Source organism: Pseudorhizobium sp. NPDC055634, assembly GCF_053618655.1.
Genome location: NZ_JBSHHW010000008.1, coordinates 112,666 through 138,535 on the forward strand (window position 1 = coordinate 112,666; position 25,870 = coordinate 138,535).

The 25,870-nt window shown below is 63.9% G+C and carries 23 protein-coding genes; 11 read left to right on the forward strand and 12 right to left on the reverse strand.

All coding sequences use genetic code 11. From position 1 onward, the window contains the following. Positions 1–113 precede the first annotated feature (113 nt). Genes ACWGPT_RS14545 through ACWGPT_RS14575 form a run of 7 tightly spaced genes read left to right on the forward strand, consistent with a single transcriptional unit; the run spans position 114 to position 7,968 of the window. The gene (locus ACWGPT_RS14545; RefSeq protein WP_452606329.1) at positions 114–1,190 is read left to right on the forward strand and encodes a transporter substrate-binding protein; all 1,077 of its coding nucleotides are present in this window, start codon (positions 114–116) and stop codon (positions 1,188–1,190) included. Continuing rightward, positions 1,187–1,798, forward strand: coding sequence for an ANTAR domain-containing response regulator (locus ACWGPT_RS14550; RefSeq protein WP_452606330.1), 612 nt, complete (start codon positions 1,187–1,189; stop codon positions 1,796–1,798). Before ACWGPT_RS14545 ends, ACWGPT_RS14550 begins: the two co-directional genes overlap by 4 nt. Then, positions 1,773–2,672 (forward strand): ABC transporter permease, encoded by a 900-nt coding sequence (locus ACWGPT_RS14555; protein WP_452606331.1) that lies wholly within the window; start codon positions 1,773–1,775, stop codon positions 2,670–2,672. The genes ACWGPT_RS14550 and ACWGPT_RS14555 overlap by 26 nt, the downstream gene beginning before the upstream one ends. Beyond that, complete coding sequence (locus tag ACWGPT_RS14560; protein ID WP_452606332.1) at positions 2,672–3,592, forward strand: ABC transporter permease; 921 nt, start codon at positions 2,672–2,674, stop codon at positions 3,590–3,592. Before ACWGPT_RS14555 ends, ACWGPT_RS14560 begins: the two co-directional genes overlap by 1 nt. Positions 3,593–3,618: 26 nt before the next feature. Then, the gene (locus ACWGPT_RS14565; RefSeq protein WP_452606333.1) at positions 3,619–5,235 is read left to right on the forward strand and encodes an ABC transporter substrate-binding protein; all 1,617 of its coding nucleotides are present in this window, start codon (positions 3,619–3,621) and stop codon (positions 5,233–5,235) included. Positions 5,236–5,242: 7 nt separating this feature from the next. Then, a complete protein-coding gene (locus ACWGPT_RS14570) occupies positions 5,243–6,202 on the forward strand; it encodes an acetamidase/formamidase family protein (RefSeq protein WP_452606334.1) in 960 nt (319 codons plus the stop codon). Continuing rightward, positions 6,199–7,968 (forward strand): ABC transporter ATP-binding protein, encoded by a 1,770-nt coding sequence (locus ACWGPT_RS14575; protein WP_452606335.1) that lies wholly within the window; start codon positions 6,199–6,201, stop codon positions 7,966–7,968. Before ACWGPT_RS14570 ends, ACWGPT_RS14575 begins: the two co-directional genes overlap by 4 nt. Before the next feature lie 46 nt (positions 7,969–8,014). Here ACWGPT_RS14575 and ACWGPT_RS14580 read toward each other — a convergent pair whose 3' ends face one another. The 6 genes from ACWGPT_RS14580 to ACWGPT_RS14605 form a co-directional block, all read right to left on the reverse strand. Continuing rightward, the gene (locus tag ACWGPT_RS14580; protein WP_452606419.1) at positions 8,015–8,455 is read right to left on the reverse strand and encodes a type II 3-dehydroquinate dehydratase; all 441 of its coding nucleotides are present in this window, start codon (positions 8,453–8,455) and stop codon (positions 8,015–8,017) included. Positions 8,456–8,457: 2 nt separating this feature from the next. Then, positions 8,458–9,759, reverse strand: a complete 1,302-nt coding sequence (locus ACWGPT_RS14585; RefSeq protein ID WP_452606336.1) for a TRAP transporter large permease — start codon at positions 9,757–9,759, stop codon at positions 8,458–8,460. After that, entirely contained in the window at positions 9,756–10,274 is a 519-nt protein-coding gene (locus ACWGPT_RS14590) for a TRAP transporter small permease (RefSeq protein ID WP_452606337.1), read from the reverse strand. The genes ACWGPT_RS14585 and ACWGPT_RS14590 overlap by 4 nt, the downstream gene beginning before the upstream one ends. Positions 10,275–10,354: 80 nt before the next feature. After that, a complete protein-coding gene (gene dctP / locus ACWGPT_RS14595; protein ID WP_452606338.1) occupies positions 10,355–11,344 on the reverse strand; it encodes a TRAP transporter substrate-binding protein DctP in 990 nt (329 codons plus the stop codon). 147 nt (positions 11,345–11,491) lie between these two features. After that, positions 11,492–13,381: a bifunctional sugar phosphate isomerase/epimerase/4-hydroxyphenylpyruvate dioxygenase family protein gene (locus ACWGPT_RS14600; RefSeq protein WP_452606339.1), complete on the reverse strand. Its 1,890-nt coding sequence runs from the start codon at positions 13,379–13,381 to the stop codon at positions 11,492–11,494. Continuing rightward, entirely contained in the window at positions 13,378–14,277 is a 900-nt protein-coding gene (locus tag ACWGPT_RS14605) for a shikimate dehydrogenase (RefSeq protein WP_452606340.1), read from the reverse strand. The genes ACWGPT_RS14600 and ACWGPT_RS14605 overlap by 4 nt, the downstream gene beginning before the upstream one ends. Positions 14,278–14,474: 197 nt before the next feature. Between ACWGPT_RS14605 and ACWGPT_RS14610 the strand changes: the two genes are divergently transcribed. Then, on the forward strand, positions 14,475–15,134 hold the full coding sequence (locus ACWGPT_RS14610; protein WP_452606341.1) for a TetR family transcriptional regulator: 660 nt from the start codon (positions 14,475–14,477) through the stop codon (positions 15,132–15,134). A 50-nt stretch (positions 15,135–15,184) separates the two neighbouring features. Here ACWGPT_RS14610 and ACWGPT_RS14615 read toward each other — a convergent pair whose 3' ends face one another. The 4 genes from ACWGPT_RS14615 to ACWGPT_RS14630 form a co-directional block, all read right to left on the reverse strand. Beyond that, positions 15,185–16,516: an O-antigen ligase family protein gene (locus ACWGPT_RS14615; protein ID WP_452606342.1), complete on the reverse strand. Its 1,332-nt coding sequence runs from the start codon at positions 16,514–16,516 to the stop codon at positions 15,185–15,187. Between the two features lie 4 nt (positions 16,517–16,520). Further along, complete coding sequence (locus tag ACWGPT_RS14620) at positions 16,521–17,276, reverse strand: glycosyltransferase family 25 protein (protein WP_452606343.1); 756 nt, start codon at positions 17,274–17,276, stop codon at positions 16,521–16,523. A 69-nt stretch (positions 17,277–17,345) separates the two neighbouring features. Beyond that, positions 17,346–17,987, reverse strand: coding sequence for a YrbL family protein (locus ACWGPT_RS14625; protein ID WP_452606344.1), 642 nt, complete (start codon positions 17,985–17,987; stop codon positions 17,346–17,348). 228 nt (positions 17,988–18,215) lie between these two features. Beyond that, positions 18,216–18,647, reverse strand: coding sequence for a MarR family winged helix-turn-helix transcriptional regulator (locus tag ACWGPT_RS14630; RefSeq protein ID WP_452606345.1), 432 nt, complete (start codon positions 18,645–18,647; stop codon positions 18,216–18,218). Positions 18,648–18,770: 123 nt separating this feature from the next. Here ACWGPT_RS14630 and ACWGPT_RS14635 point away from each other — a divergent pair, with 123 nt between their 5' ends. Genes ACWGPT_RS14635 through ACWGPT_RS14645 form a run of 3 tightly spaced genes read left to right on the forward strand, consistent with a single transcriptional unit; the run spans position 18,771 to position 23,517 of the window. Then, positions 18,771–20,546 carry an N-acetylglutaminylglutamine amidotransferase gene (locus ACWGPT_RS14635; protein WP_452606346.1) on the forward strand — a complete coding sequence of 592 codons (1,776 nt, stop codon included), beginning with the start codon at positions 18,771–18,773 and terminating at the stop codon, positions 20,544–20,546. A gap of 2 nt (positions 20,547–20,548) precedes the next feature. Continuing rightward, complete coding sequence (ngg, locus tag ACWGPT_RS14640; protein ID WP_452606420.1) at positions 20,549–22,351, forward strand: N-acetylglutaminylglutamine synthetase; 1,803 nt, start codon at positions 20,549–20,551, stop codon at positions 22,349–22,351. Positions 22,352–22,353: 2 nt separating this feature from the next. Further along, positions 22,354–23,517 carry an osmoprotectant NAGGN system M42 family peptidase gene (locus tag ACWGPT_RS14645; protein WP_452606347.1) on the forward strand — a complete coding sequence of 388 codons (1,164 nt, stop codon included), beginning with the start codon at positions 22,354–22,356 and terminating at the stop codon, positions 23,515–23,517. A gap of 28 nt (positions 23,518–23,545) precedes the next feature. On the opposite strand, the gene ACWGPT_RS14650 is transcribed toward ACWGPT_RS14645, so the two are convergent. After that, on the reverse strand, positions 23,546–23,878 hold the full coding sequence (locus ACWGPT_RS14650) for a four-helix bundle copper-binding protein (protein ID WP_452606348.1): 333 nt from the start codon (positions 23,876–23,878) through the stop codon (positions 23,546–23,548). Between the two features lie 75 nt (positions 23,879–23,953). After that, on the reverse strand, positions 23,954–25,816 hold the full coding sequence (gene malQ, locus ACWGPT_RS14655; RefSeq protein WP_452606349.1) for a 4-alpha-glucanotransferase: 1,863 nt from the start codon (positions 25,814–25,816) through the stop codon (positions 23,954–23,956). Positions 25,817–25,870: the final 54 nt, after the last annotated feature.

The following is a 25,870-nucleotide window of genomic DNA, read 5'->3' on the forward strand; positions in this document are numbered from 1 at the left end:
CTTCACATATCCGTTCGCCGACGCTAAGCTGACATAAATATCCGGCACCCGAGCCCCGCTCCGATCGCGTCACCGTTTCGCGCATCGGCCGGGGTTTTTTCGTTTGGAGCACTATGAAGCGGGTCATCGAAATAGGAATTCTTCTGTCGAGCGGGGGCATGTATTCCGCCCTGTCCCGCGCGAGCCGCGAGGGAGCGTTGCAAGGGGTCGCGGAAGTGAATGCGGATCCTCGGCTCGACATGTCGTTCGAGGTCGTCGAACGGGACCCGGAAGGACGGCTCGATCGCTATGCGCCGCTCTGCCGCGAAATCCTGCGGGGCTCGGCGGCACGACACATTCTCGGCTGCATCACCTCGGCCAGCCGCAAGGAGGTCATACCCGAACTCGAGCGGTTCGACGGGGTTCTCTGGTATCCGGTTCCCTACGAGGGTTTCGAGGCCTCCGAGCATGTGGCCTATATGCACTCGTGCCCGAACCAGCATCTCTTGCCGCTCCTCGACTGGGCCATGCCGAACCTCGGCGCCCGCGCCTATTTCATCGGCTCCAACTATATCTGGGGCTGGGAGATGGCGCAGATCGGCCGCGAGCGCGTGGCGTCGGCCGGCGGCCAGGTTCTCGGCGATCGTTATCTGGCGCTGGGCGACACCGAACCCGACCACATCATCGAGGAAATCCGCAACCTCAGACCGGACTTCATCGTCAACTCGCTGGTGGGCGACAGTTCCTACGCATTCCTGGCGCGGCTGGCGGACCTCAAGCGGGAGACCGGGTGCGCGGAAGGCCTGACCGTCCTCTCCTGCAATTTCACCGAATGCGAGATCGAGCCGGCCGGAACCGCCGCCGAGGGGCTTGTCTCCGCGGGACCGTGGTTCGAGCCGGACAGCGGCTCCGGCGGATCGTTTCGGGAGATGGCGCGCCAGTCGGTGCATGAACTCGCAAGCCTGCTGCATGGCCGCCCGGGCGCGGAAGCGCTGCCGCTCTCCGAGCTGGTGCATTCGGCGATCCGCCACGGTCACACGCCGCGGCTCGATCCCGCCAATCTTCACGCCAGCCAGCCGTCCATCGTCGCCCGGCTCCAGGAGGGGCGCTTCGTCGAGATCGGCCGTCTGCCGGCCCTGCGCGCCGACCCCTATCTTACCCGCCGCGGCCAGGCGCCCCAGGGCGCGCCGATGCTGAGGGTGGTTTCATGACCAGCATCAGGACTCAGAACCTCGGTGGCGCGACCGCGTGGATCCTGCACCGGCCCCATCCGTCCGTGCAGGGCCTCATCCGCCAGCTCGGCGTGATCGGGCTCGAAGCGCGGGAGGCCTGGCCGGAACTTCCGGCAGAGGCGATCGGCGCCGATTTCATCTTCTACGACGCCGACATGGGCCACGACGAACAATTCCCCTGGAAGCCCGGCCAGTCGCCCATGCCGATGATCGCGCTGATCGGCTCGGAAGCCCCCGGTCGCCTCCGGTGGGCGATGGAAATGGGCGCGCACGCACAACTCCTGAAACCCATGAGCGACAAGGGCGTCTATGCAGCGCTCCTCGTCGCGCGCAGCAACTTCGATCGGGCCAAGGCATCGGAGGCCCTCATTTCCGACCTGCAGAACCGCCTGTCGGCACGGCAGACGATCGTCCGCGCCGTGATGATCTTCGTGCTGAAGGGAAAGACGGAAGCCGAGGCCTACGACCTACTGCGACAGACCGCGATGGCCTGGCGGGTACCGATAGAAACGGCCGCCGAGCGGCTTGTCGCGAACCATTCCAATGAAAGGGGCACCGACGATGGCAGAAGCATCGATCTCGCCTGAACCCTTGGTCGTGCCGCCCAGCGGGCCATCCGCCCTTCGCCGGCTGATGCAGCGGAAGCTGGCGCTCGTCGGGCTGCTGATCGTCCTGATCTGCGTCGGCGGCGCGGTGTTCGCCGCCTGGCTCGCGCCGCACGACCCCTACGAGCAGTTCTTCGACGGACTGACGATCGAGGGGGCACCGCTTCCGCCGAACGCGAGCTTCTGGTTCGGGACGGACCTTCTCGGCCGCGACCTCTTCTCGCGCATGCTCTATGGCGCACAGACCTCGCTGATCATCGGCCTCGTCGCCAATGGCGCCGCGCTGCTGATCGGCACGCTCGTCGGGGTGACCGCCGGCTATTTCCGCGGCGTGATCGGCTCCGTGCTGATGCGCTTTACCGACCTGATGATGGCATTCCCCGCCTTGCTTCTGGCGATCTGCCTTGCGGCCATCTTTTCGCCCTCGCTGTGGATCGTCGCGATGGTGATCGCCTTCGTGAACTGGGTGCAAACGGCACGCGTCATCTTCACGCAGACGTCCTCGCTCGCCGAACGCGACTACATCGCGGCCGAGAAGACGCTCGGCGCGGGGCATGGCCGCATCCTGTTCAAGCACATCCTGCCACACCTGATCCCCACCCTCATCGTGTGGGGCACGCTCGGCGTCTCCACGACCGTGCTGCTGGAAGCGACGCTTTCCTTCCTCGGCATCGGCGTCCAGCCGCCGATCCCGTCATGGGGCAATATCATCTTCGAGAACCAGACCTACTTCCAGTCGGCGCCATGGCTGGTGTTCATTCCCGGCGCCGCCATCCTGCTCCTGGCACTCGCATTCAATCTCGTGGGGGATGCGCTTCGCGACATTCTCGATCCGACACAGCAGGGGCGTGACTGATGGCGACCTACATCCTTCGCCGCCTCCTGCAGTCGGCACTCATCCTGCTCGGCGTCTCGTTCATCACTTTCGTTCTGCTCTATGTCCTGCCGGCCGACCCGGTGCGGCAGATCGCCGGCCGTTCCGCGACCGCGGCAACGGTGGAAAGCATCCGCCAGCAGCTCGGCCTCGACCAGCCGTTCCTCGTCCAATACGGCAATTACCTGCTCAATCTCGTGCAGGGCGACTTCGGCCGTTCATACCTGCAGAAGACCGAGGTCGCCGAGCTTATCGCGTCGCGCCTGCCGGCCACGCTGCTGCTGCTCATGGCGGCGATCGCCTGCGAACTTGCGATCGGCCTGCCGCTCGGCATCCTCGCCGCTCTCAATCGCGGCAAGGCGCTCGACAACGGCCTGATGCTGACCAGCTTCCTCACCGTCTCGGCGCCTCAGTTCGTCGTCGCGCTGCTGCTCCTCTTCGTCTTTGCGATAAAGCTCGGCTGGTTCCCGATCGGCGGCTACGGGACGTTCATGCATATCGTCCTTCCGGCGCTGACCCTCGGCATTCTCGGATCGGGCTGGTATTCGCGCGTCATGCGCTCGTCCATGGTCGACGTGCTGCGCGCCGACTTCATTCGCACCGCCCGCGCCAAGGGGCTTGGTCGCCGCAAGGTCATCCTCGGTCACGCGCTTCCGAACGCGATCCTGCCAATCATAGCGATGATCGGCATCGACATCGGACTGTTCATGTCCGGCATCGTCGTCGTGGAAAGCGTGTTCGGCTGGCCGGGCATCGGGCAACTGGCCTGGCAGGCGATCCAGCGCGTCGACATCCCCATCATCATGGGCGTCACGCTCGTCTCTGCCTGCGGCATCGTTCTCGGAAACCTCATCGCCGACCTGATCTCGCCGCTCATCGATCCGCGCATCAAGCTGCGCTGAACCAATCAACCCACAGGAGAAAGCCAATGAAGACGTTGATACTTTCCACCGCGCTCGCGACGCTGATGGCGCTGCCGGCCTTGACCGGGGCGCAGGCCCAGGAGCCGCGCACCGGCGGCAACATGATCGTCACCTACAAGGACGACGTGGCAACGCTCGACCCGGCCATCGGCTACGACTGGCAGAACTGGTCGATGATCAAGTCGGTCTTCGACGGCCTGATGGACTACGAGCCGAGCACGACGAACCTGCGTCCGGGCCTGGCCGAAAGCTACGATATCTCCGAGGACGGGCTGACCTACACGTTCAAGCTGCGCCCGGGCGTCAAGTTCCACAACGGTCGCGAACTGGTTGCCGAGGATGTCGTCTACTCGATCAACCGCGTGGTCAACCCCGCAACGCAGTCGCCCGGCCAGGGTTTCTTCTCGATGATCGAGGGATATGACGAAGCCGCAGAAGGCAAGGCGGACGTCGTCTCCGGCGTCACCGCGCCGGATGCCGGTACGGTCGTCTTCAAGCTATCGCGTCCCGACGCAACCTTCCTGCACGTCATGGCGCTGAACTTCTCGTCCGTCGTGCCGAAGGAAGCCGTCGAGGCGGCCGGCGCCGATTTCGGCAAGAAGCCGGTCGGCACGGGTGCCTTCAAGCTGGCGGAATGGACGCTCGGCCAGCGGCTGGTGTTCGAGAAGAACGCCGACTACTGGATCGCCGGCGTTCCCTATCTCGACAGCTTCACGGTCGAAGTCGGCCAGGAGCCCGTGGTGGCCCTCCTGCGCGCGCAGAACGGCGAAGTCGACATCCCCGGCGACGGCATCCCGCCGGCAAAGTTCGTGGAAGTCATGAAGGACGAGGCGCAGGCAAGCCTTGTCATCGAAGGCGGCCAGCTCCACACCGGCTACATCACCATGAACGTGACGCAGGCACCGTTCGACAAGATCGAGGTACGCCGCGCCGTGAACATGGCGATCAACAAGGACCGCATCGTGCAGGTCATCAACGGCCGCGCCGTTCCGGCGACCCAGCCGCTGCCGCCGTCGATGCCGGGCTATACGGAAGGCTACGAAGGCTACAAGTACGATCCGGAAGGCGCCAAGAAGCTGCTCGCCGATGCCGGCCTTGCGGACGGTTTCGACACCGAACTCTTCGTCATGAACACCGATCCGAACCCGCGCATCGCCCAGGCGATCCAGCAGGATCTCAAGGCCATCGGCATCAACGCGTCGATCAAGTCGCTGGCGCAGGCCAACGTGATCGAGGCCGGCGGCGCCGGCACCGCTCCGATGATCTGGTCGGGCGGCATGGCATGGATCGCCGACTTCCCGGATCCGGCAAACTTCTACGGCCCGATCCTCGGCTGCAGCGGCACCGTCGAAGGCGGCTGGAACTGGGCGAAGTACTGCAACGAAGAGCTCGACAAGATGGCCGTCGAGGCGGACTCCATCGTCGATCCCGCCAAGGCCGAGGAGCGTCTCGCCAAGTGGTCCGAGATCTATACCAAGGTGATGGAAGACGCGCCGTGGGCACCGGTCTTCAACGAAAACCGCTTCACCATGAAGTCTTCGCGCATGGGCGGTGACGACGCGCTCTTCGTCGATCCGGTCTCGATCCCGGTCAACTACGATTACGTCTTCATCAAGGAGTAATGCGTTCATGTGCAAGCACTGCAACCACACGATCCACGCCCATCAGCACCATTACGGCTGGGACAATTCATTTGCCCCTGCCCTGACGGCTGCGCCGGGCGAGACGATCCTGTTCCAGTGCCTTGACAGTTCTGGGGGCCAGCTTGGCCCCCAGTCCACCGTCGAGGATGTAACTGCTCTGGACTTCGCCAAGATCAACCCGGTCTCCGGTCCCATCTACATCGATGGCGCAAAGCCCGGCGATGTGGTGAAGGTGACGATCGAGAGCTTCACGCCGCAGCTTCGCGACGGCGCAGGCTTCGGCTGGACCGCCAACATTCCAGGCTTCGGCCTGCTGGCCGACCAGTTCAAGGAACCGGCCCTGAACGTCTGGAAGTTCGACGCATCGAGCATGGAGCCGGCGCTCTTCGGCAAGAACGGTCGCGTGCCGCTGAAGCCGTTTGCCGGCACGATCGGCAATGCGCTTGCCGAGGCCGGGCACCATACAGTTGTTCCGCCCCGTCGCGTGGGCGGCAATCTCGACATCCGTGACCTTGCCGCCGGCACGACGCTCTATCTGCCCGTCGAGGTCGAGGGCGCGCTGTTCTCCGTCGGCGATACGCATGCCGCGCAGGGCGACGGCGAGGTTTGCGGGACGGCGATCGAGAGCCCCTTCGACGTGGTGCTGACGCTCGACCTGATCAAGGATCAGCCGTTGAAGACGCCGCGCTTCACCACCCCGGGCCCCGTCACGCGTCACCTCGATTCCAAGGGTTACGAAGTCACGACCGGTATCGGCCCCGATCTATGGGCTGCGGCAAGGGACGCGGTGGCGAACATGGTCGATCTTCTCGCGACGACGCGGAAGATGGATCCGGTCGACGCCTACATGCTCGTCTCGACCTGCGGCGATCTTCGCATTTCCGAGATCGTCGACATGCCGAATGTCGTGGTCAGCTTCTACTTCCCGAGGGCCGTCTTCGAATGACCTCTGCCATGCTTTCTCCCGCGGTCGAATCCAGAGCCGACGTTGTCCTGTCGGTTCGCGACCTGCAGGTTTCCGCCCGCTCCGACCAAGGGCTCATTCCGTTGGTCGAAGGGCTCAGCTTTGATCTTCATCGGGGCGAGACGCTTGCGATCGCGGGAGAAAGCGGCTCAGGCAAATCGATTACCTCGCTGGCCTGCATGGGCCTTCTGCCCGCACCTGCGGTGCGGGTGACCGGTGGCTCCATCCGCTTCGGCGATACAGAGCTTACCACCCTGCCCGAGAAGAAGCTGCAGCAGGTGCGGGGCGCGCGCATCGCGATGATCTTCCAGGAGCCCATGACGGCCCTCAACCCGGTCATGAGCATCGGCCGCCAGCTTGTCGAAGCGATCCGGGCCCATGAGCCGCTGTCTGTTTCGCAGGCACGGGCACGCGCCCTCGAAGCCGTCAGGGCGGTCCGCCTCTCGCAGCCTGAAAAGCGGCTCGAGCAGTATCCGCACGAACTGTCGGGCGGCATGCGCCAGCGCGTGATGATCGCGATGGCGATCGCCCTTCGCCCGGCGGTCCTGATTGCCGACGAGCCGACCACGGCGCTGGACGTCACGGTCCAGCGCGAGGTGCTCGACCTCCTCAAGGACCTGCAGCGGGAACTCGGTACCGCGATCATCCTCATCACTCACGACATGGGCGTCGTCGCCGAAACGGCGGACCGCGTCATCGTCATGCGCAAGGGCAAGATGGTGGAGGCGGCATCGACGGTCGAACTGTTCGACGCGCCGAAGGAGCAGTACACGCGCGACCTGCTCGCCGCCGTGCCGCGTATCGGCGCCGGCGCTTCCCGGCCTGAACCGGAAGCCCGCGACGTGCTGGTGCGCTACGACGATGTTTCCGTGAACTTCCCCATCCGGCAGGGCCTGCTGGGACGGGTGGCCGCACGCGTTCACGCGGTCGAGCATGTTTCTCTCAATATCTTCCGAGGCGAAACGCTTTCGCTGGTGGGCGAATCCGGCTGCGGAAAGTCGACCATGGCGAAGGCGCTGGTGGGCCTCGTTCCGCATTCCGGCCGGATCGAGATCAACGGCCGGGCGCTGGGCGATCTCGGTGCCCGAGGCCGCAAGGCGATCCGCCGCGACCTGCAGATCGTGTTCCAGGATCCGATGGCGGCGCTCGATGCCAGGATGACCGTCGGCGAACTGATCCGCGAGCCGCTGGTCATCCACGGCATCGGTACCCCGGCCGAGCAGATTGCGCGCGTGCGCGAACTGCTGGACCGGGTGGAAATGTCGTCAAGCGTCTACAATCGCTATCCCCACCAGTTTTCGGGCGGGCAGCGGCAGCGCATCTGCATCGCGAGGGCGCTTGCCCTGAAGCCGAAGCTGATCATCTGCGACGAAAGCGTCGCGGCGCTCGACGTGTCAATCCAGGCCAAGGTCCTCGACCTGCTGCGCGACCTGCAGAAGGAAAGCGGCGTGACCTACCTCTTCATCAGCCACGACATGGCGGTGGTGGAGAATATTTCGGACCGGGTCGCGGTCATGTATCTCGGCCAGATCGTCGAGATGGGCACGCGCGCGCAACTGTTCGGCAATCCCCAGCATCCCTACACGAAGCGGCTGCTTGCGGCGGTCCCGGTACCGGACCCGCGCCGGGAGCGTCAGGCGGGCGTGAGGCTCTCCGGCGACATCCCGAGCCCGGTGTGGAAAGTCGGCGAGGCACCCGAGCGGGTCGAACTGGTCGACATCGGCGACGGCCATCTCGTCGCGAGGTAACCGGCGCCCTGTTTGTGGAAAGACCTGAAAGAGAGGGCGCGGCTCCTTACCGCGCCTTTTTCGCGATCAGCATTTCCAGGGCCCGGACGGCGACGGGATAGCCTTCGGCACCGAGGCCGGCCATGACCGTGGTCGCCGTCATCGAGACATAGGAACGGTGGTAGATCGGCTCGCGGCGGTGGACGTTGCTGATGTGGAACTCGATGATCGGTCCCTTGAACATCTTCAACGCATCGAGAAGTGCCAGCGACGTGAAGGTGAAGGCAGCGGGGTTGACGATGATGCCATCCCCCTCGTCGATCGCCTCATGCACCCAGTCGATCAGCCGCTCCTCGCTGTTGGTCTGGCGGAACTCCACCGGGCGGTCGCCCGCCGCCTCGCGGCACATGGCCTCGACCTCGGCCAGCGTCGTGGTGCCGTAGATCTCCGGCTCCCGCTTCCCCAGCCGGTTCAGGTTCGGGCCGTTGAGAATGTAGATCGGGTTCATGGTCATCCCTGATATCCGAACAGCCGCGGCAGCCACAGGACGCTGTCGGGGACGAAGGTGATGAAGATGAGCGAGACCACCATCCAGAACAGGAAGGGGAGCGCGTCGCGGATGATGTCGCGCACCGGGCTGCCCGAGATGTTGGTCATGATGAAGAGAAGCAGGCCGTAGGGCGGGGTGACAAGGCCGAGCATGATGTTGACCACCACCACGACGCCGAAGTGGACAAGGTCGATGCCGAGGGCCTGCGCGGTCGGGATGAAGACCGGCACGATGATGAGCAGGATCGCGGTCCCCTCCAGGACGCAGCCGAGCAGCAGCAGGACGATGTTGACCAGGATGAGGAAGGTGACCGGCGTCAGTTCCATTCCCGTCAGCATGACCCTCAGGCTGTCCGGAATGTTCTCGATCGTCACGACGTAGTTGAAGACGAGCGCGCCGGCGATCAGCATGCCGATCGAGGCGGACGACTTGGCGCTGGTATAGAGCGAGCCGTAGAAATCCTTGAAGGTGATGCTGCGATAGAGCAGGACCGAGATGACGAGGGCATAGGCCGCGGCAATGGCAGCCGCCTCCGTTGGCGTGGTGATGCCCGAATAGATGCAGCCTAGCAGGACCACCGGCATCATCAGCGCGGGGAAGGCGCGGATCGTGATACGCGGGATCTCGCGCATCGGCACCGGGTCTTCGACCGGGAAGTTCTTGCGGCGCGCCGTGATCGCGACCTGCATCATCTGCAGCCCCGCCATCAGCAGGCCGGGGACCATGCCCGCGAGGAAGAGATAGCCGATCGACGCGTCCGACACGAGCGCATAGATGATCATCGGGATCGACGGCGGGATGATGGGGCCGATCACCGAGGTGACCGCCGTCAGTGCCGCCGCGTAGCTCGGGGTGTAGCGACCGCCGCGCGTCATCATGTTCTGCATCATCCGCCCGCTTCCGGCGGCGTCGGCGATCGCCGAGCCCGACATCCCGGCAAAGATGATGCTCTGCACGACGTTGACCTGTGCGAGCCCGCCGCGAAAGCGCCCTACCAGCACGTTGCAGAAGGTCAGTAGCCGCTCCGTCATGGAGCCGACATTCATGAACTCCGCCGCGAGGATGAAGAGCGGAACCGCCAGGATGACGTAGTTGGAATACATTCCGTTGAGGAATTGCTCCGCGACAATGCCCATGTCTGCCCCGACTAGGAACAGGTAGAGTGTGGAACCCGCCAGCATGGCGAGCCCGATCGGCAGTCCGAGGAACGCCAGTATGGTGATGGCGACGACCGAGAGGGAAAAGGGACTTGCGAGGTTCATACGCCCGAACCCGCCTTGGTGGGATCGAAGGCGTCCGGCGCCTTGCCGCGGATGGCCTGGATACCGAGCCACATGTAGCGGATGATCATCGCGATGACGAAGACGACGTAGATCGAATAAAGATAATCGATGCGGATCTTGAGATAGGCGGTGCTTTCCACCTTCATGAAGGTCACGTAGTCGATGATTGCCGGAAGCGAGACGCCGAACAGCACGACCAGGGCCGCCGCGCAGACGACCTGCATCACACGCCGTGCATTGTCGGTGGCGCCGCCCCAGATCAGGTCGAAGCGGATCTCGTCGACCTCGCGGACCACGAAGGCGGAGCCGAAGAGCACCATCCAGATCCAAAGCGCGACGCTGACCTCGTGGGTCCAGCCGATGGAAAGGTTGAGCACGTAGCGGAATATGATCTGCAGGATGAAGACGACGAACATCGCCAGCAGCATCAGGCACAGAATGTTTTCCGCGCGCCGTCGCAACCATCCTCCGATGGCTGGAAGACTCGTATTCATCGCTTTCTCCCTCCCGAGGAGGAGGCGTGCCACGGTGGCCCGCCTCCCTTGACTTTCATTCGCTGGTCCTGAGACGGACCTTACATTCCGCCGACTTTTTCGAGGATCCCTTCCGGCCAGGACTTAGCAAGGTCGGATGCGAGATACTTCTCCTGCGCGTACTTGCGGAACGCTTCCTGGTCGGGTTCGTAGATCTCGAGGCCAGCAGCCTTGAACTCCTCGAGGAGCGCCTTCTCCTGGGCGACGTGCTGTTCCTCGCTCCACTTCATGGCCGCGTCCGCAGCCGCCTGGAAGGACGCCTGCTGCTCGGGCGTCATCTTGTCCCAGACTTCCTTGGAGATGACCAGGAGGTCGTAGCCGATCAGGTGCGAGGTCAGCACGATCTGCGACATGACCTCGTAGAACTTCATGTTCTTGATGTTCGGAAGCGGGTTGTCCTGGCCGTCGATCGCACCGGTCTGCAGGGCGGTGTAGACTTCCGCATAGGCGACCGGAACCGGGTTGGCGCCGAGAGCCTCACCGAGGAACTGCCATGCATCGCCACCGGGCATGCGCAGCTTGATTCCGGCCATGTCTTCCGGCGTGTTGATCTTCTTCTCGGGCTTCAGGCCCACCTGGCGGGCGCCGAAATAGGTCGGTCCGAGAATGTAGATGCCGAGCTTGTCTTCGGCCATCTTCTTGAACTCGCCACCGGCTTCGCTGCTGAAGAAGGCGGATACGTGCGCCGCATCGCGGAACAGGTAGGCGGACGTGAGGACCGACCATTCCGGGATCTGCTTGGAAATGTCCTGCGGCGCGATGTTGCCCATCTGCAGGTTGCCGCGCTGGATCGCGACGAGTTCGGTACCCTGCTTGAACAGGTTGCCGCCGTAATAGGGCTCCAGGGTAAAGTCGGCGCTGATGCCTTCGGCGAGCTTCTTGGTCATCTCGGCGCGGATGTCCTGCTCCGAGAAGACGGCCGAGAACTTCAGGCTCGGCTTGTCCTGTGCCAGCGCCGGAACCGCGAAGACCGCGGCGGCGAGCATGGTTGCGCCGAACAAGTGGCGGCGAGTGATATTAAGCATTGTCATTTTCTCCTCCTGTTTATTCCCTTCATCCCCTGACGGTAGATGATCTCCTCCAGACAATCGGCTGTTCCCCGCCTGCCTTATGGCAGAATGTACGGAACAGTTCGTTTAGTCAATCTTCCGGGCGCCAGACGGGCCCCCTTGCTGCATTCATGCCACCGGCACTCCCTCGGGACGCAGCTGCTTTTTCAGCGCGGCGATACGGAAGATCGCGTTGGCGGCGCCGTAGCCGCGATAGCCCCGCCGCTCGACGATCTCGAAGAAGAAGCCTTCGGCGAAGGTCCCGCTGTAGAGCTGGAAATATTCCCCGTGCTCGTCCCGGTCGTAGAGGATGTTTTCGGCCTTCATCCGCTCGGTCAGTTGCGGATCGAGGCCGAAGCGCGCCTCGACGTCATCGTAATAGTTCGGCGAGATCGGCAGCGTCCGGAAACCGTTGGCGCGCAGGGCCGCCGCGGTCCGGAAGATATCCATGCTCCTGAACGCGATGTGCTGGATGCCGGAACCGAACTTCTCGGCAATGAAATGGCCGGCAAGAGTGCGCCGGTTCTCGGCTCCGTTCATGGTTATCCGCAGTGATCCGTCGCCGTTCTCGATGACCTGGCTCCGCACCACGCCCGCCGGATCGATGATATCCACGATCGGCGACTTCGCGGCCTCGAAAATCGACGTATAGAAGAGGAGCCAGGTCAGCATTTCCTCGTAGGCGACCGTTTGCGCGACATGGTCGATGCACGAAAGGTCAGCGGTCACCGGCGGGTCCTCGTCGGCACAAGCGACGAAGTCCACCTCCCATATCCGGCCGAGATCGCTCGTGGCGTCGATCAGGTAGATCAGCCCGCCGCCGACGCCGCGGATCGCCGGTATCTCGAGTTCGCCCGCGGCTACCGGCTGGCGAAACGGCTCGGCGCCCAGGGCCGTCGCGCGGGCCAGCGCTGCGGAGGCATCGTCTACCTGAAGAGCCATGGCATAGGCCGAGGTGCCATGGACCGCATAGGCCGCGCTCGCGAATCCGACCGATTCCGTGTTCACCAGGATGCGGATTTCTCCCTGCCGATAGACGCAGACGTTCTTCGTCCTGTGGCGGGCAGCCTTGCGGAAGCCAAGCGAGCGCAGGATCGCGATCAATTCGCCGGCATCGGCATTGGCGACGGAAAACTCGATGAAAGCGACGCCGCCGACAACGCTCCGCTCGGGCATGGGGGTAACCGAAAGGGTGTTCGCGCCGGGCTTTCGCCGCACCTGGTCGCCGAGATAGATCAGCGACCGATGGCCGTCGGCGGCAATCGCCCTGGGCGAGCCGCCGCGAAACTGGTCGTTGAATATTTCCAGCGAGAAATAGCCGTCATACCCGGTTTCGGCGACCGCGGCGACGAAATCGCTGACCGGCAGGTCGCCCTCGCCCGGCATGTTGCGGAAGTGCCTGCTCCAGTAGAGTAGGTCCATGTCGATGAGCGGCGCATCGGCGAGTTGGACGATGAAGATTTTGTCCTTCGGCACCGAACGGATCGAGCCTATGTCGATCCTGCGCGCCAGCGAGTGAAAGCTGTCGAGGATCAGGCCGATATTGGGATGATCGGCACGGCGGACGATTTCCCAGGCATCGCGGTGATCGAAGATATGCCGTCCCCATGCGAGCGCTTCATAGCCGACCCGCAGCCCCCTCTTGGCCGCCCTTTCGCCAAGTTCATGGAAGTCGGCTGCGGCACGGTCGATCCCGCCGAGCGACACGGGCGAGACGTTCGAACAGACCAGCACGAGATCGGTCCCGAGTTCCTGCATGACGTCGAACTTGCGTTCGGCGCGATCGAAGGTGCGCGCGCGGTGCGGCTCCGGCATTCCTTCGAAATCGCGGAACGGCTGGAAGAGCGTGATCTCCAGCCCAGCATCGCGAACCATCCGCCCGACATCGCGAGGACTGCCGTCAAAGGCGAGGAAATCGTTTTCGAATATCTCGACCCCATCGAAGCCGGCCCTGGCAATCGCCTCCAGTTTCTCGGGAAGCTCGCCGCTGATGGAAACGGTCGCGATCGATGTCTTCATCGCCCGCCCCCGGCTGTGCGGACAGGCTGGGCTGTCCCGCGTGTCATTTCGGCGAAGTGCCGCAGCATGCGTCCGGCATCGGGTTCCATGCCCGTGAACAGCTCGAACGCGCCGACCGCCTGGAAGACTGCCATGCCGCCGCCGTCCAGGATGCGGCATCCGCGGCTTTCAGCCTCGATCAGCAGCTCCGTCCTCAGGGGGAAGTAGACGATCTCGGCAACCCACAGCGCGGGACGTAGAAGATCTGCCGGCAACGGCAGGCCGGGGTATTTCGCCATGCCGGTCGGCGTCGCATGGATCAGTCCGGTCGCCGTCGCCATTTCGTCCGAAAGATCGCGTCCGGCATGGACCGTCCTTTCCGGGAAATGGCGCTGCATGCTCTCCGCCAGAGCGGCGGCGCGCGTTTCATCCTGATCGACGATCACCAGCTTTTCCGCACCCGAACGGAGGATGGCGAAGGCCGTGGCGGCGCCCGCCCCTCCGGCTCCCAGTTGCACCACCGAGCGGAGACCCGCGTCCGGAAGACCGCGCCGGAAGCTTTCGGCGAAGCCCCACCAGTCGGTATTGTGGCCGTGCCGGCGCCCATCCCGGAAGACGACGGTATTGACGGCACCGAGGGCCGCTGCCTCATCGGAAAGCGTGTCGAGGAAGGGAATGACGTCCTGCTTGCAGGGATGGGTGATGTTGAGCCCGCCGAAGCCTTTAGCCTCGGCATCCGCGACGAGGTTCGGCAGGCGCTCGCTGCCCCCTTCGATCCCGTCCAGGTCGAAAAGCACATAGGAATAGCCCAGCCCCTGGGCGCGCCCCTCCTGCATATGCATGGCCGGGGTGAGCGAGGCCTGTATGCCCTTGCCGATCAGTCCGGCCCGAAATGACGAACACTCCATGGCTTCCATTTTCGCATTCACCACGGCCCAAGAATGATCGCAATCATTCCGGCCAGTGGCACTCCTCCCAAAATGCTATTCCAGTTTCAGGCGTATTGTACTAACTAGTTCGTGTCAATTGCGGCTCCATTGAAAGCTTGCCGCAACGTCAATATGACTCGTCGTCGACGGGCGTGGGGAGGTCTAGGAACGTGACGGGATTGGACGTGCGCAGATCCGCAGACCGCGAAAGCCGAAAGAACGATCCTGAAAAGACCAGGGACGACATCCTGAATGTCGCCACCGAGGAATTCTCGGCCTTTGGCCTCTCCGGCGGGCGGGTCGATGCGATCGCCGAAAAGACCCGCACGTCGAAGCGGATGATCTATTATTATTTCGGCAGCAAGGAGGGGCTCTACCTCGCGGTGCTCGAAAAGGCGTATCGGAAAATCCGTTCGCTGGAGGCAGATCTCGAGCTTGCCGACATGCCACCGGCGCAGGCGCTTCGGACGCTGGTCGCCAGCACCTTCGACCACGACGAGAACAATCCCGACTTCGTGCGTCTGGTCAGCATCGAGAACATCCACCAGGCAAACCACATGAAGCGTTCGTCCGAGATCGGCGAACTGAACCTCTCCATCGTCAGGACGATCGGCGAGATCCTCGAAAGGGGACGCCGCGAAGGCGTCTTCCGCCGAGACGTCGACGCGGTGGACCTCCACATGCTGATCAGCGCGTTCTGCTTTTTCCGGGTGTCCAACCGCTACACGTTCGGCACGATCTTCCACCGGGACCTGTCGGAGCCCGCGCTCTATGATCGCCACAAGCGGATGATCTCGGATGCCGTCATCGCCTATGTGACGCAGCCTGCCGAAACCGACAAGTAGAGGTCGGGTCCTCGCCAGTCAGTTCGCTTCCTCGCCGCCGGCAGCCGGCCTCACGTGCCGGGTGTCGCCTCGCATAATTGCGAGATAACGGCGCCCCGGGCTCTCGCATGACGCATGGCGAGCGAGATCGCGAAGACCGCGGCGCCCGCGAGCAGGAAGTAGCTTTCGCCGAGCGCCAGGCGGTTGTTGGAATTGGTGGCGATGGTGATGAAGAAAAAGAGGCTCAGGCCGTAGAGGTAGAGCATCAGGCTGGCCGAGATAATCCCGTCCCGCCGCGCGACGTAGATCCTTCGGGCAGAGGCGAGAAGGACGATCGCGAGCACGATGGCACCCAAAAGCCCGTGCCGCACGAGAATCTCCAGGTAGCCGTTGTGCAGCAATTGATGATTGTTGTCCGAATAGGTCCCCTGCCGCCACTCGCGCTGCCAGAGATTGCCCCAGCCGACCCAGGGAGAGGACTCCACCGTGTCAAGCGCGTTGGTCCAGAGCATCAGGCGCTCGCGCATCGACTGGGGGGTATCGCTGTCCTCGACGGCGCGACGCATCGCGCCTCGCGGATCGACGTTCTCGATCGCACCGCTGAAAAGTTCTCCCGCAGCTTCGATGGTCGGCGCGGCCACCCGGCTGGTATTGTCCAGCGCGGAGAAAATGCCGATGGACGCGACAACCAGAACGGCGAGGACCGCCAGCGCCACGCGCCCCCCGTAATAGAGCAGCACCGCGATGGACATGAAGACCACCACGGGCATGAGGGCGAGCCACACGCCCTTGGACTGGGCGCCCAGAATCCCAACGCCGCACAGCAACGCCGTGAAGATGCCGGTCGCAAGGATGGCGCCGAGACGCCAGCCCTTGTAACGCCCGGTTTCAAGCGCGTAGAGCATCCAGCAGACGCTGGTGATCAGCAGCATGCCGCATCCGATCGCCGCATGGATCGGATTGTTGTGGAAGAGGGGAAATATCCGCTCGCCGTTGTTCAGCGCCGACCAGTCGATACTGGCCAGCAATCCGGCGGCTCCTGCGGCGATCAGCACGGTTGCGGCCGGGAAGAGGTGCCGGCGGGTCATGTAGAGCGCAACCCCCAGCCCCGGAAAAAGAAGCGGGAATATGTAGAGCCATTCGGACGTGCCGCGCTCGTCATGGATCGTCACGCCGATCACGAAGCGGATCAACGCCCAGGCGGCCCAGAGCCAGCAGAACCAGGCGAGCCAGTCACTGGAGACAAGACCGACCTCGTCGCGATACCGCCACATGGCGAGCGTGACGAGCGCCAGGGTCACGTAGCGATAGGCGTCGCTCTCCACCAGCATGGCGGACGCCATCACCACCCAGAGCAACGGAAGAAGCAGGACCTCGGATCGTGAGAGCAGGCCTGAGGGCATCAAGCTATGCCTTCTGCAGTGCGTACCAGACGCGCTTGAGATAATCCCGCGCCCGCTGCAGGTGGGTGGGGAACCGCTTCCACCAGACGAATTTCGTCGCCTTGTAGGCTTTCCGGTTGGCGATGGTGCTGGGCAGGCGCTTGGAGGTAACGACGTCCTGCTCCACGGTGAAGACCTCCGCACCGATCGCCCAGCCGCGCTCCAGCGCGATGTCGAACGGGTATTCCAGGACCCTCATGCGCTCGACCAGCTTGGCCGCGCCGGCACGGGTGACCGCATAGCAGGCCGCCGAACCCATGGGGCCGTGAACGGCACGGCCGATCCGGTCACCTTGATCGGTCGTCGCGTAGTTCCGGAACCCGACCATGCGGTGGTTGAACATCTTGATGACGTCGGCTCCCGGAAGCGCCGCGAGCGCGGCCGCGGCGCGCTGCGGCAGATCGCGTGAAAGCCGGATGTCGTCCTCGACAATGATCGCCCATGGCTGTCCTTCGTCGAGAAATGTGGACAGAGCCTTGAGGTGACTGTGGTAGCAGCCGTATTCCCCGGGGACCATCAGCCGCCCGGTATTGCGGATGAACGCGGGCTCGTCCCAGTCGACCCGGTCTTCCAACCTGACGGCGGCACCGTCGATCGCCTCGACGCGGCGGATCGAAAGACCAAGATCCGCAGCCTCGCGAGAAAGGTCCTCCCAGCGATCCCGACAGCGACCAAGATTGATGGCGTAAATGATTACCTGGGGGTCGTCGGCGCTATACATCAGAACTCGTCAGTACGGTGTTGAACTCGAAGTATCGCCAACCCTGACGACGGACCGACGCGGTCGCAGTCAGGGACTGAACGAGGGCATTTCAGCCGACAAGACCGCCGCCTTCAGACGCGAGCGCAGCTTGTCAGCCTTCTGACGCTTGTCAAATCGATTAAGGGACTGTGACCAGCTCTTCAATGGAATTGCGGCGTTTTCCCCATAACCATCGATCAGGACGATCCGCGGCCTTCCCGTGAGGCGGTCGGAAAGAACGAGATTGTCGATCCCGAGGTCGTTGGCGACGATCGGGCTGCGTTCGAGCCAGCCATAGAATTCCTCGAGGAGCGGCAATACGCTTTCGTCGAGCTGGCGGGACTTCACAAGGCTCGCGAGGGTGGGCGCCATCTCGCCCTTGAAGGTCTCGCATCGCACCGCAAGTCCCGGGCCGACATCCGTATCCGTCAGGCCGATCACCTCTTCCAGATGCCGAGACGAACGCCCCTCCGCGGCATAAAGGGCCACCTGCTCCTCCAGGACCCGAATGAAATTCTTCAGGTGAGAGAAGCGGCGCCGCCGCCCACGGAGGAAAGCCCAGCGGGCCTCGTAGCGCTTCAGCGCTTCGGGCCGCACCACCTTGACAAGAATGGATGCGTCGTCCGGGTGTCGGTAAACGGCTGAATTGTTTCCTGAGGCAACAGGCACGCTATCTGCCAGGTGGATCATGCACGGCTCCGGGGATCACTGAGGCTCGCCCGAGACTCGACAATGCTGGCCGAACCGCTCCCTGGGCGAGTTGCTTGCGCTCTAATTGACAGGTCTGTGACAAAATTCAAGCTCCGCCTCGCCCCTTGCCGGTGTCCCCAGGCGCCAATGGCGAGGACGGTAACGTCGCGAGACAAGGCTTCGTCGGGATGCGGGACCGCCTCCCCGGCCGACCACCCCCGCAGGGGGCTATTTCGGTATCGACATCAATTCCGCCAACCGCACGATAGCCTGCGCCAGATCCTCGCGCTCCTGCAACGGGAGCCTCGAGAAGTTCTCCAGGAAGATGCCGCCCATCGGCTCAGGGGCCTCGGCCACCAGGCGGGCACCCTCCGCCGTGAGGCGCGTATGCACGATCCTCCGGTCGGTCCCGGAGCGATATCGCTGGATCAGTTCACGCTCCTCGAGATTGTCCAGGATCGTCACAACCGTCGCCGGACTGATGTCGGCGTAGACGGAGAGCGCGACGGACGTCACCTCGCCGAGTTCGACAATCCCCTTCATCACCACCAGCTGGGCTGCCGTCAGGCCGCATCGCCTGGCCAATGCCCGGGACTGCAGGTCGTGGGCGCGGACGATCCGGCGAACCGCCTTCTCCACCATCCGGGCCTCGGTCTGCAACCTTTGTCCATCCTTATCGTTTGCCGGGACGTTCATAACCTTGACCACATCCATTCGAACTCTAACTATCAGATCTAGTATTATTTCAGGTCATTCAAGCTCAGGAAAGGATTGATAGGAACCGTGTGTGGGATTTGTGGTGAAGTGCGTTTCGACGGGGGCCAGCCCTCGCCTCTCGTCCAGGCGAAGATGATGGATGCAATCGCGCCGCGGGGGCCGGACGGCTCGGGGCTCGTCATTCACGGTAACGCGGCGCTCGGGCACCGGCGTCTCTCGATCATCGACCTGTCGCAGAAGGCCCGCCAGCCCATGGTGGACGCCGAACTCGGCCTTACCATCGCCTTCAACGGCTGCATCTACAACTATCCGGAATTGCGGAGCGAACTGGAAGCCAAGGGTTATCGCTTCTTCTCTCACGGCGACACCGAAGTGATCCTCAAATCCTGGCATGCCTGGGGCAAGGACTGCGTCAAGCGCTTCCATGGCATGTTCGCCTTCGTGATCCACGAACGGGACAGCGGCCGCATCGTCATGGCGCGCGACCGGTTCGGCATCAAGCCATTATACCTGGCCCGGACAGGCGGCGCCATCCGGTTTGCCTCGTTCCTGCCGGCGCTTCTGAAAAGTGGCGACATCGACACCTCGATCAACAGGACGGCACTCCATCACTACATGACCTTCCATGCGGTGGTGCCGCCGCCGCACACGATCGTCAACGGGGTAGAGAAGCTGCCGCCGGCGACCATCCGTGTCATCGACGCCGACGGTCGTGAAGACGATACCATCTACTGGGCGCCGCCCTACAGCCGCGACCCGTCGTTGAGCAGGCTCTCCTCCATGGATTGGCGGGACCTCGTGCTCGACGCGTTGAGGACGGCGGTTCGTCGCCGGATGGTCGCGGACGTGCCGGTCGGCGTACTGCTTTCGGGCGGCGTCGATTCCAGCCTGATCGTCGGTCTTCTGGCCGAGATGGGCCAGAAGGACCTGATGACCTTCTCCGTCGGCTTCGAAGCCGCGAACGGAGAGAAAGGCGACGAATTCGTCTACTCGGATATTGTCGCCGAGCGGTTCGGCACGGATCATCACCAGATCTTCGTCCCGTCGGAGCGCCTCATGGAAGCCCTGCCGGGCGTCTTCGCGGCGATGTCGGAGCCGATGGTCTCATATGACAATGCCGGCTTCTACCTGCTGTCCCAGGAGGTCTCCAAGCATATCCGGGTGGTGCAGTCTGGTCAGGGCGCCGACGAGGTGTTCGGGGGCTATCACTGGTATCCGCCCCTCGCGCAGTCGAACGACGTCAGTCGCGACTATGCGAAAGTGTTCTTCGACCGGTCCCACGAGACGCTCTCGCAACAGCTCAACCCGGAATGGATGGCCGATGGCGACGTCAGCTTCGACTTCGTCGATCGCCATCTTCGCTCGGACGGCGCCGACACGGCCGTGGATGCCGCCCTTCGTCTCGACAGCCAGGTCATGCTGGTGGACGACCCGGTCAAGCGGGTCGACAACATGACCATGGCCTGGGGACTGGAAGCACGCGTGCCCTTCTTGGACCACGAGCTCGTCGAACTGGCGGCCAAGATACCGCCGGAGGAGAAGCTCAGGGACGGCGGCAAGGGCGTCCTGAAGGATGCCGCGCGCCTCGTCGTGCCTTCCGAGGTGATCGACCGGAAGAAGGGATATTTCCCGGTACCGCAACTGAAATACGTCGACGGCCCCTACCTGGACATGGTTCGCGACGCCCTCACCTCTCGCGCGGCCCGTGACCGGGGGATATTCCGCGAGAACTACCTGAACCAGCTGTTCGACAAGCCCTCCGATCACATCACGCCGCTCCGCGGCTCGGAACTGTGGCAGGTCGGGCTTCTCGAAATGTGGATGCAGACGCAGGGGATCTGATGATGGCCAAGACCACACCCGAAGAGCGGGCCGTTCGCTTTCCCGCGGCGAAAGCGGTTGCCCATCGCCTCAAGCGCCAGCGGGCGGACTATTCCAGGGGCAGGCTCCACCCGGCCGACGCCGATGTCGTGAGCGAGGCGGCCCAGGTGGATTGCGGATGGGGACGGCTGCTGTTCGCGCAGACCTTCCACGAGCCGGCGCAACTGGTGGCGGCGCTCCGCGACGAGGCGCCGGAGCGTCGGGATATCGCGGTCTATGTGACCGACCCCCATGTCGTCCTCGCGGCCGCACCCCAGGAACTCTTTCTCGACCCGTCCCATACATATCGGCTGGATCTCGCCACCTATCGCAACAGCCGCAAGCAGCCGCGCGGCTTCTTCGTCCGGCGGCTGTCCTCCGAGGTGGACGCGGATGCCGTCAACCGCATCTATGCGTCCCGGGGAATGGTACCGGTGCGGCCGGACTTCTTCTGGTCGAACCGGGACAACCGCTCCATCACCTACCTGGTGGCGGAAGACGAGGTCTCCGGTGAGATCATCGGCACGGTCACCGGAATCGACCACCGACGGGCCTTCGACGATCCTGAGCGGGGGTCCTCGCTCTGGTGCCTGGCGGTGGACCCGCAGGCACGCCATGGCGGGATCGGAGAGGCGCTGGTTCGACGGCTCGCCGAGCATTTCAAGGCCAGGGGCTCCGCCTTCATGGACCTGTCGGTGCTGCATGACAACGAACAGGCGATCAGCCTCTACGAGAAGCTGCACTTCCGCCGGATCACCGCCTTCACCATCAAGCGCAAGAACTCTATCAACGAGCGGCTCTATGCCAGCCCGCTGGAGGAATATGACGTGCTCAATCCCTACGCACGTCTCATCGTGAACGAGGCCCGCCGGCGCGGAATCCATGTGGAGATCACCGATGCGGAAGGCGGATTCTTCCGGCTGACGCAGGGCGGGCGATCCGTGCATTGCCGCGAAAGCCTGTCGGAACTCACCTCCGGAGTGGCCATGTCGATCTGCGACGACAAGGCGGTGACACGTCGCGTGGTCGAGCGCGCCGGGCTCAGCGTCCCTGAACAGATGACGGCGACCGGCGACGATGAACAGCTGGCTGCCTTCCTGGAGAAGCATGGGCAGGTCGTGGTCAAGCCGGCACGGGGGGAGCAGGGCCGCGCGGTGGCCGTCGGGCTGGACGATCTCGCGCAGGTCAGGAAGGCAATCGCCGAAGCTCGGGAGGTCTGCGACCGGGTCCTGGTCGAAGCCTGTTTCCAGGGTCAGGATCTGCGCCTCGTCGTCATCGATTTCAAGCTTGTCGCCGCAGCCGTGAGACGCCCCCCGCATGTCGTGGGCAACGGGCGCCAGACGATCCGCGAACTGATCGAAGCCCTTTCCCGGCGCAGGGCAGCCGCGACCGGAGGAGAAAGCACGATCCCGATCGACGCGGAAACCGAGCGATGCCTGAAGCTGGGCGGGTACGGGCTCGATACGGTCCTTGAAAACGGCCAGGAAGTTCTGGTGCGCAAGGCGGCGAACCTTCATACCGGTGGCTCGATCCACGACGTCACCGGGATCGTCCATCCACGCCTGGTCGAAGCGGCCATTGCCGCGGCGCGGGCGATAGACATTCCCGTCGTCGGGGTCGATTTCATGGTCCGCAACCCGACGGAGCCGGATTACGTCTTCATCGAGGCGAACGAGCGACCGGGGCTTGCAAACCACGAGCCACAGCCGACGGCGGAACGCTTCCTCGACCTCCTGTTTCCGACCTCGGGACAACGATACGCCAACCTCGCGCTCGGGAAGATGTGACAATGCCCGTCGAGATCGACGAGAGTTATCTCAGGGGCCAGTTGGAGGCGCTGCTACGCATCCCGAGCCCCACGGGCTATACGGACGAAATTGTCCACTATTGCTCCCGCGAACTCGAACGTCTCGGCTTGAAACCGGAACTCACCCGGCGCGGCGCGATCCGCGCCGTCCGCCAGGGCAGCCGTCGCCAGGGCGCACGCGCGATGGTGACCCATCTGGATACGCTGGGCGCGCAGGTAAAGGCGGTGAAGGACAACGGGCGCCTGGAGCTCGTGCCGATCGGCAACTGGTCGGCCCGCTTCGCCGAAGGTGCGAGGGTGACGGTCTTCAGCACCGCCGGCGCCTTCCGCGGCACGATCCTGCCTCTGAAGGCCTCAGGTCACACGTTCAATACCGAGGTCGACACTCTGCCGGTCGGCTGGAGTTATGTCGAGCTGCGGATCGACGCGGTCACGACCTCACGGCAGCAGACGCTGGCGCTCGGCATCGATGTCGGCGATATCATCGCGGTCGATCCCTCTCCGGAATTCCTCGACAACGGCTTCATCAATTCCCGCCATCTCGACGACAAGGCCGGCGTCGCGATCGCGCTTGCGGCGATCGAGGCGCTCGAACGTGCCGCGGCGACGACCCCCGTGGATACCTACTGGCTCTTCACGATTGCGGAGGAAGTGGGTGTCGGGGCGTCCTCGATCCTGACCGGCGATATCGCCTCCATGCTGACCATCGACAACGGAACGAGTGCGCCGGGCCAGAACTCGGCCGAGTTCGGCGTTACGATCGCCATGGCCGACCAGTCGGGTCCCTTCGACTATCATCTGACCAAGAAGCTCGTCGAACTCTGCCAGAGCGAGAACATCCCCTACCAGAAGGACGTCTTCCGCTTTTATCGCTCCGATTCCGCCTCCGCACTGGAAGCCGGACACGACGTCCGAACCGCGCTTGCGACCTTCGGCATCGACGCGTCGCACGGCTATGAGCGCATCCACATGCACGCACTGGTCTCGGTCGCGCGCCTTGTCGCCGCCTTCGCCGTCAGCCGGGTCGAGATCAAGAGGGATGCGCGGGAGATTTCCGGCGTGGAAGGCTTCACACACCAGCCCACCGAGGAGGCGGACAACCCGCCGCCTGCGGAATTCGGGCCGGCAGTTCCCCAGCGCGACTAGAACCCGCCGAGCGCGAGGCCGGCCGTCATCAGGCCGCCATCTGGCGGCAGCTCTCGGCGCATGCCCTGCAGGCGTCCACGCAGGCCTGCATGTCGCCGATCCGCTCGCAATCGTCCGCACATTCGATGCAGATTTCCGCGCACTCGCGGCAGGTGTGCTTGTGGTGCTCCGTTCCGATCAGCATGAAATGCGCCGATGTCCTGCAGATCTCCGCGCATGCCATCATCAGCCGGAAATGCGCGGGTTCGGTATGTTTGCCGCCGGCCTCCAGGCAGTGGTTCATCGCCATCGAGAGGCACACGCTGTAGCAGTCAAGGCAGCGGTCGATACATTCCTTCATCTTCGGGTCCATCGGGGCCATTACGTTCTCCTGTGTTTTTTTGGCCTCCGGGTAACCGAAGAGGGCGCCCCGAGGTTCCCGCGCGGTGGCCCTTGGTCACCGCCGTGATCGCTCCACCGCGACGGCGGCGACGACCCGCCGGAAAAGCGAGCTTTCGGCAATCTCCTCCAGCGGGAGGCGCAATTTCAGCCGCCAGTTGGGATAGGCGTCGGACGTGCCCGGGACATTCGTCGGACGGTCCTCTCCGACGAGGTCAGCAAGCCGCAGCGCCACCATGACGCTCGGTCCGCGGGCCAGCAGCCCGTGCAGCGCGACGAACAGTTCCTCGGAAATCGCCCCCTCCGGTTCGGAGATCGTGCCGATTGTTTCGGAGGAGAGGCCGGCGTCATGGATGGCGCTGATGAAAGCGGCACGCCGCTCCTGCCGGTCAAGCGTCGACATCCTTGCCCCGGATTCGTCCGTCAGACCGAGCTTCAGGGCGAGTTTTATGTCGTCGCCGCGCCACCAGCCGATCAGGGGCGGCAGATCATGGGTGGAAAGGCAGGCAAGGGATGTATGCGACACGGGGGGTGAGACTGACATCTCCTCCACCGGTTCGAAATAGAGGACGCGATAGCCTAGGATCCGCGCCTTCTCCATCATCTCCCGGAAGCCATCCGGCACATTGCCGAGGTCCTCCCCGATGACGATGGTTTTGCGCCTGTGGCTCACCTCCGCGAGAGTGGCGACCATGTCCTGGAAGGGATAGCGGAGGTAGCCGCCGACCGCCGGGGTTTCGCCCTCCGGCAGGAGGAAAAGCTGCCACAGGCCCATCGCGTGATCGAGACGCAGCGCGCCGGCAAAGCGCATGGATGCATCCAGCAGATCGGCATAGGGACGCATGCCTTCCGCCTTTACGGCGGCCGGCGAGAGGGCGACCAGCCCCCAGTCCTGGCCCGATGTGCTGAATACATCCGGCGGTGCTCCGACCCTGAGCCCCCGCAGGATCAAGTCGGGCCTGCTCCAGCTGGAGGAGCCGTCGGGCGCCTCGCCGACGGCGAAATCGAAATAGAGGCCGATCCGCATCCCGGCCTCACGCGCATAACGCGCCACGTCCTGCAACTGCTCGACCGCGATCCACTGCAGCCAGGAATGAAACGCCACTTCCTCGGCATGCTCCTGCGCAAACCGCCGCACGGCCTCGCTGTCGGTGCGCTGATATTCTGCGGGCCAATCGGTCCAGCCGCTCTCAAATCCGCGATCAACCATCGCCATGGAAATGGCCTCGAACAGCGCGTGCAGGCGAAGCTCCTCGCCGCCCTCCAAGCAAAACCGGTCGAATGCTTGACGGTCGCCCGTCGCTTGCCCGGGCCCCATCGTCGAATGCCAGGCCTTCCTCAACGCCCGGAGCTTCAGTTGCGCCACTCCGTCGTAGTCGACGATCTCGGAGGCCTGCAGCGTCGCAACCTCCTCCCGGTCCGCCAAGGTCGCTTCGGCACCCGGCACCCTGTCAACGGCGATGTAGAGCGGGTTGAGGAACTTCCGGTTCGACGGGGAATAGGGGCTGCAACGGCCAGGCTTCGCGAGGAAGAGCGCGTGGAGCGGGCTCAAGCCGACGAAATCCGCGCCGGCCGCTCCCGCGATCGAGCATGCCGTCCTCAGATCTTCGAAATCCCCGATCCCCCAGCTACGGGCCGAGCGGAGTTCATAGAGCTGCAGGGATATGCCCCATACACGCTCCTTTTCGATGAATGACGGGAGGTAGCATTTCGTTTTGTCGTCCAGCTCCATGCGGGGCGGCGCGGGATTCGCCTCATCGGTCGACATTACGTCCACCGCCCGGAGCATCAGCTCCCGCGTAGCCGGGGGCACATGCCTCACCTCTCCTTGCAGATCCTCGTATGTCGCGGGAATGCCGTGTCGGCTGGCAAGATCGTCGAACTCCCCCCGCCGGTCGTCCGTGCCTGTCTTCCTGTTCATCGCAACCTCAGCCTGATGCTTGCGATGAACCGGATAGCTGCCGGATTGTTCCAG

What these genes read in the sequence shown, in the direction of transcription:
- ACWGPT_RS14545 (WP_452606329.1), top strand. Translation starts at nt 114, where the DNA reads ATGAAGCGGGTCATCGAAATAGGAATTCTTCTGTCGAGCGGGGGCATG.
- ACWGPT_RS14550 (WP_452606330.1), top strand. Translation starts at nt 1,187, where the DNA reads ATGACCAGCATCAGGACTCAGAACCTCGGTGGCGCGACCGCGTGGATC.
- ACWGPT_RS14555 (WP_452606331.1), top strand. Translation starts at nt 1,773, where the DNA reads ATGGCAGAAGCATCGATCTCGCCTGAACCCTTGGTCGTGCCGCCCAGC.
- ACWGPT_RS14560 (WP_452606332.1), top strand. Translation starts at nt 2,672, where the DNA reads ATGGCGACCTACATCCTTCGCCGCCTCCTGCAGTCGGCACTCATCCTG.
- ACWGPT_RS14565 (WP_452606333.1), top strand. Translation starts at nt 3,619, where the DNA reads ATGAAGACGTTGATACTTTCCACCGCGCTCGCGACGCTGATGGCGCTG.
- ACWGPT_RS14570 (WP_452606334.1), top strand. Translation starts at nt 5,243, where the DNA reads ATGTGCAAGCACTGCAACCACACGATCCACGCCCATCAGCACCATTAC.
- ACWGPT_RS14575 (WP_452606335.1), top strand. Translation starts at nt 6,199, where the DNA reads ATGACCTCTGCCATGCTTTCTCCCGCGGTCGAATCCAGAGCCGACGTT.
- ACWGPT_RS14580 (WP_452606419.1), bottom strand. Translation starts at nt 8,455, where the DNA reads ATGAACCCGATCTACATTCTCAACGGCCCGAACCTGAACCGGCTGGGG.
- ACWGPT_RS14585 (WP_452606336.1), bottom strand. Translation starts at nt 9,759, where the DNA reads ATGAACCTCGCAAGTCCCTTTTCCCTCTCGGTCGTCGCCATCACCATA.
- ACWGPT_RS14590 (WP_452606337.1), bottom strand. Translation starts at nt 10,274, where the DNA reads ATGAATACGAGTCTTCCAGCCATCGGAGGATGGTTGCGACGGCGCGCG.
- dctP (WP_452606338.1), bottom strand. Translation starts at nt 11,344, where the DNA reads ATGACAATGCTTAATATCACTCGCCGCCACTTGTTCGGCGCAACCATG.
- ACWGPT_RS14600 (WP_452606339.1), bottom strand. Translation starts at nt 13,381, where the DNA reads ATGAAGACATCGATCGCGACCGTTTCCATCAGCGGCGAGCTTCCCGAG.
- ACWGPT_RS14605 (WP_452606340.1), bottom strand. Translation starts at nt 14,277, where the DNA reads ATGGAAGCCATGGAGTGTTCGTCATTTCGGGCCGGACTGATCGGCAAG.
- ACWGPT_RS14615 (WP_452606342.1), bottom strand. Translation starts at nt 16,516, where the DNA reads ATGCCCTCAGGCCTGCTCTCACGATCCGAGGTCCTGCTTCTTCCGTTG.
- ACWGPT_RS14620 (WP_452606343.1), bottom strand. Translation starts at nt 17,276, where the DNA reads ATGTATAGCGCCGACGACCCCCAGGTAATCATTTACGCCATCAATCTT.
- ACWGPT_RS14625 (WP_452606344.1), bottom strand. Translation starts at nt 17,987, where the DNA reads ATGATCCACCTGGCAGATAGCGTGCCTGTTGCCTCAGGAAACAATTCA.
- ngg (WP_452606420.1), top strand. Translation starts at nt 20,549, where the DNA reads ATGGCCAAGACCACACCCGAAGAGCGGGCCGTTCGCTTTCCCGCGGCG.
- ACWGPT_RS14645 (WP_452606347.1), top strand. Translation starts at nt 22,354, where the DNA reads ATGCCCGTCGAGATCGACGAGAGTTATCTCAGGGGCCAGTTGGAGGCG.
- ACWGPT_RS14650 (WP_452606348.1), bottom strand. Translation starts at nt 23,878, where the DNA reads ATGGCCCCGATGGACCCGAAGATGAAGGAATGTATCGACCGCTGCCTT.
- malQ (WP_452606349.1), bottom strand. Translation starts at nt 25,816, where the DNA reads ATGAACAGGAAGACAGGCACGGACGACCGGCGGGGGGAGTTCGACGAT.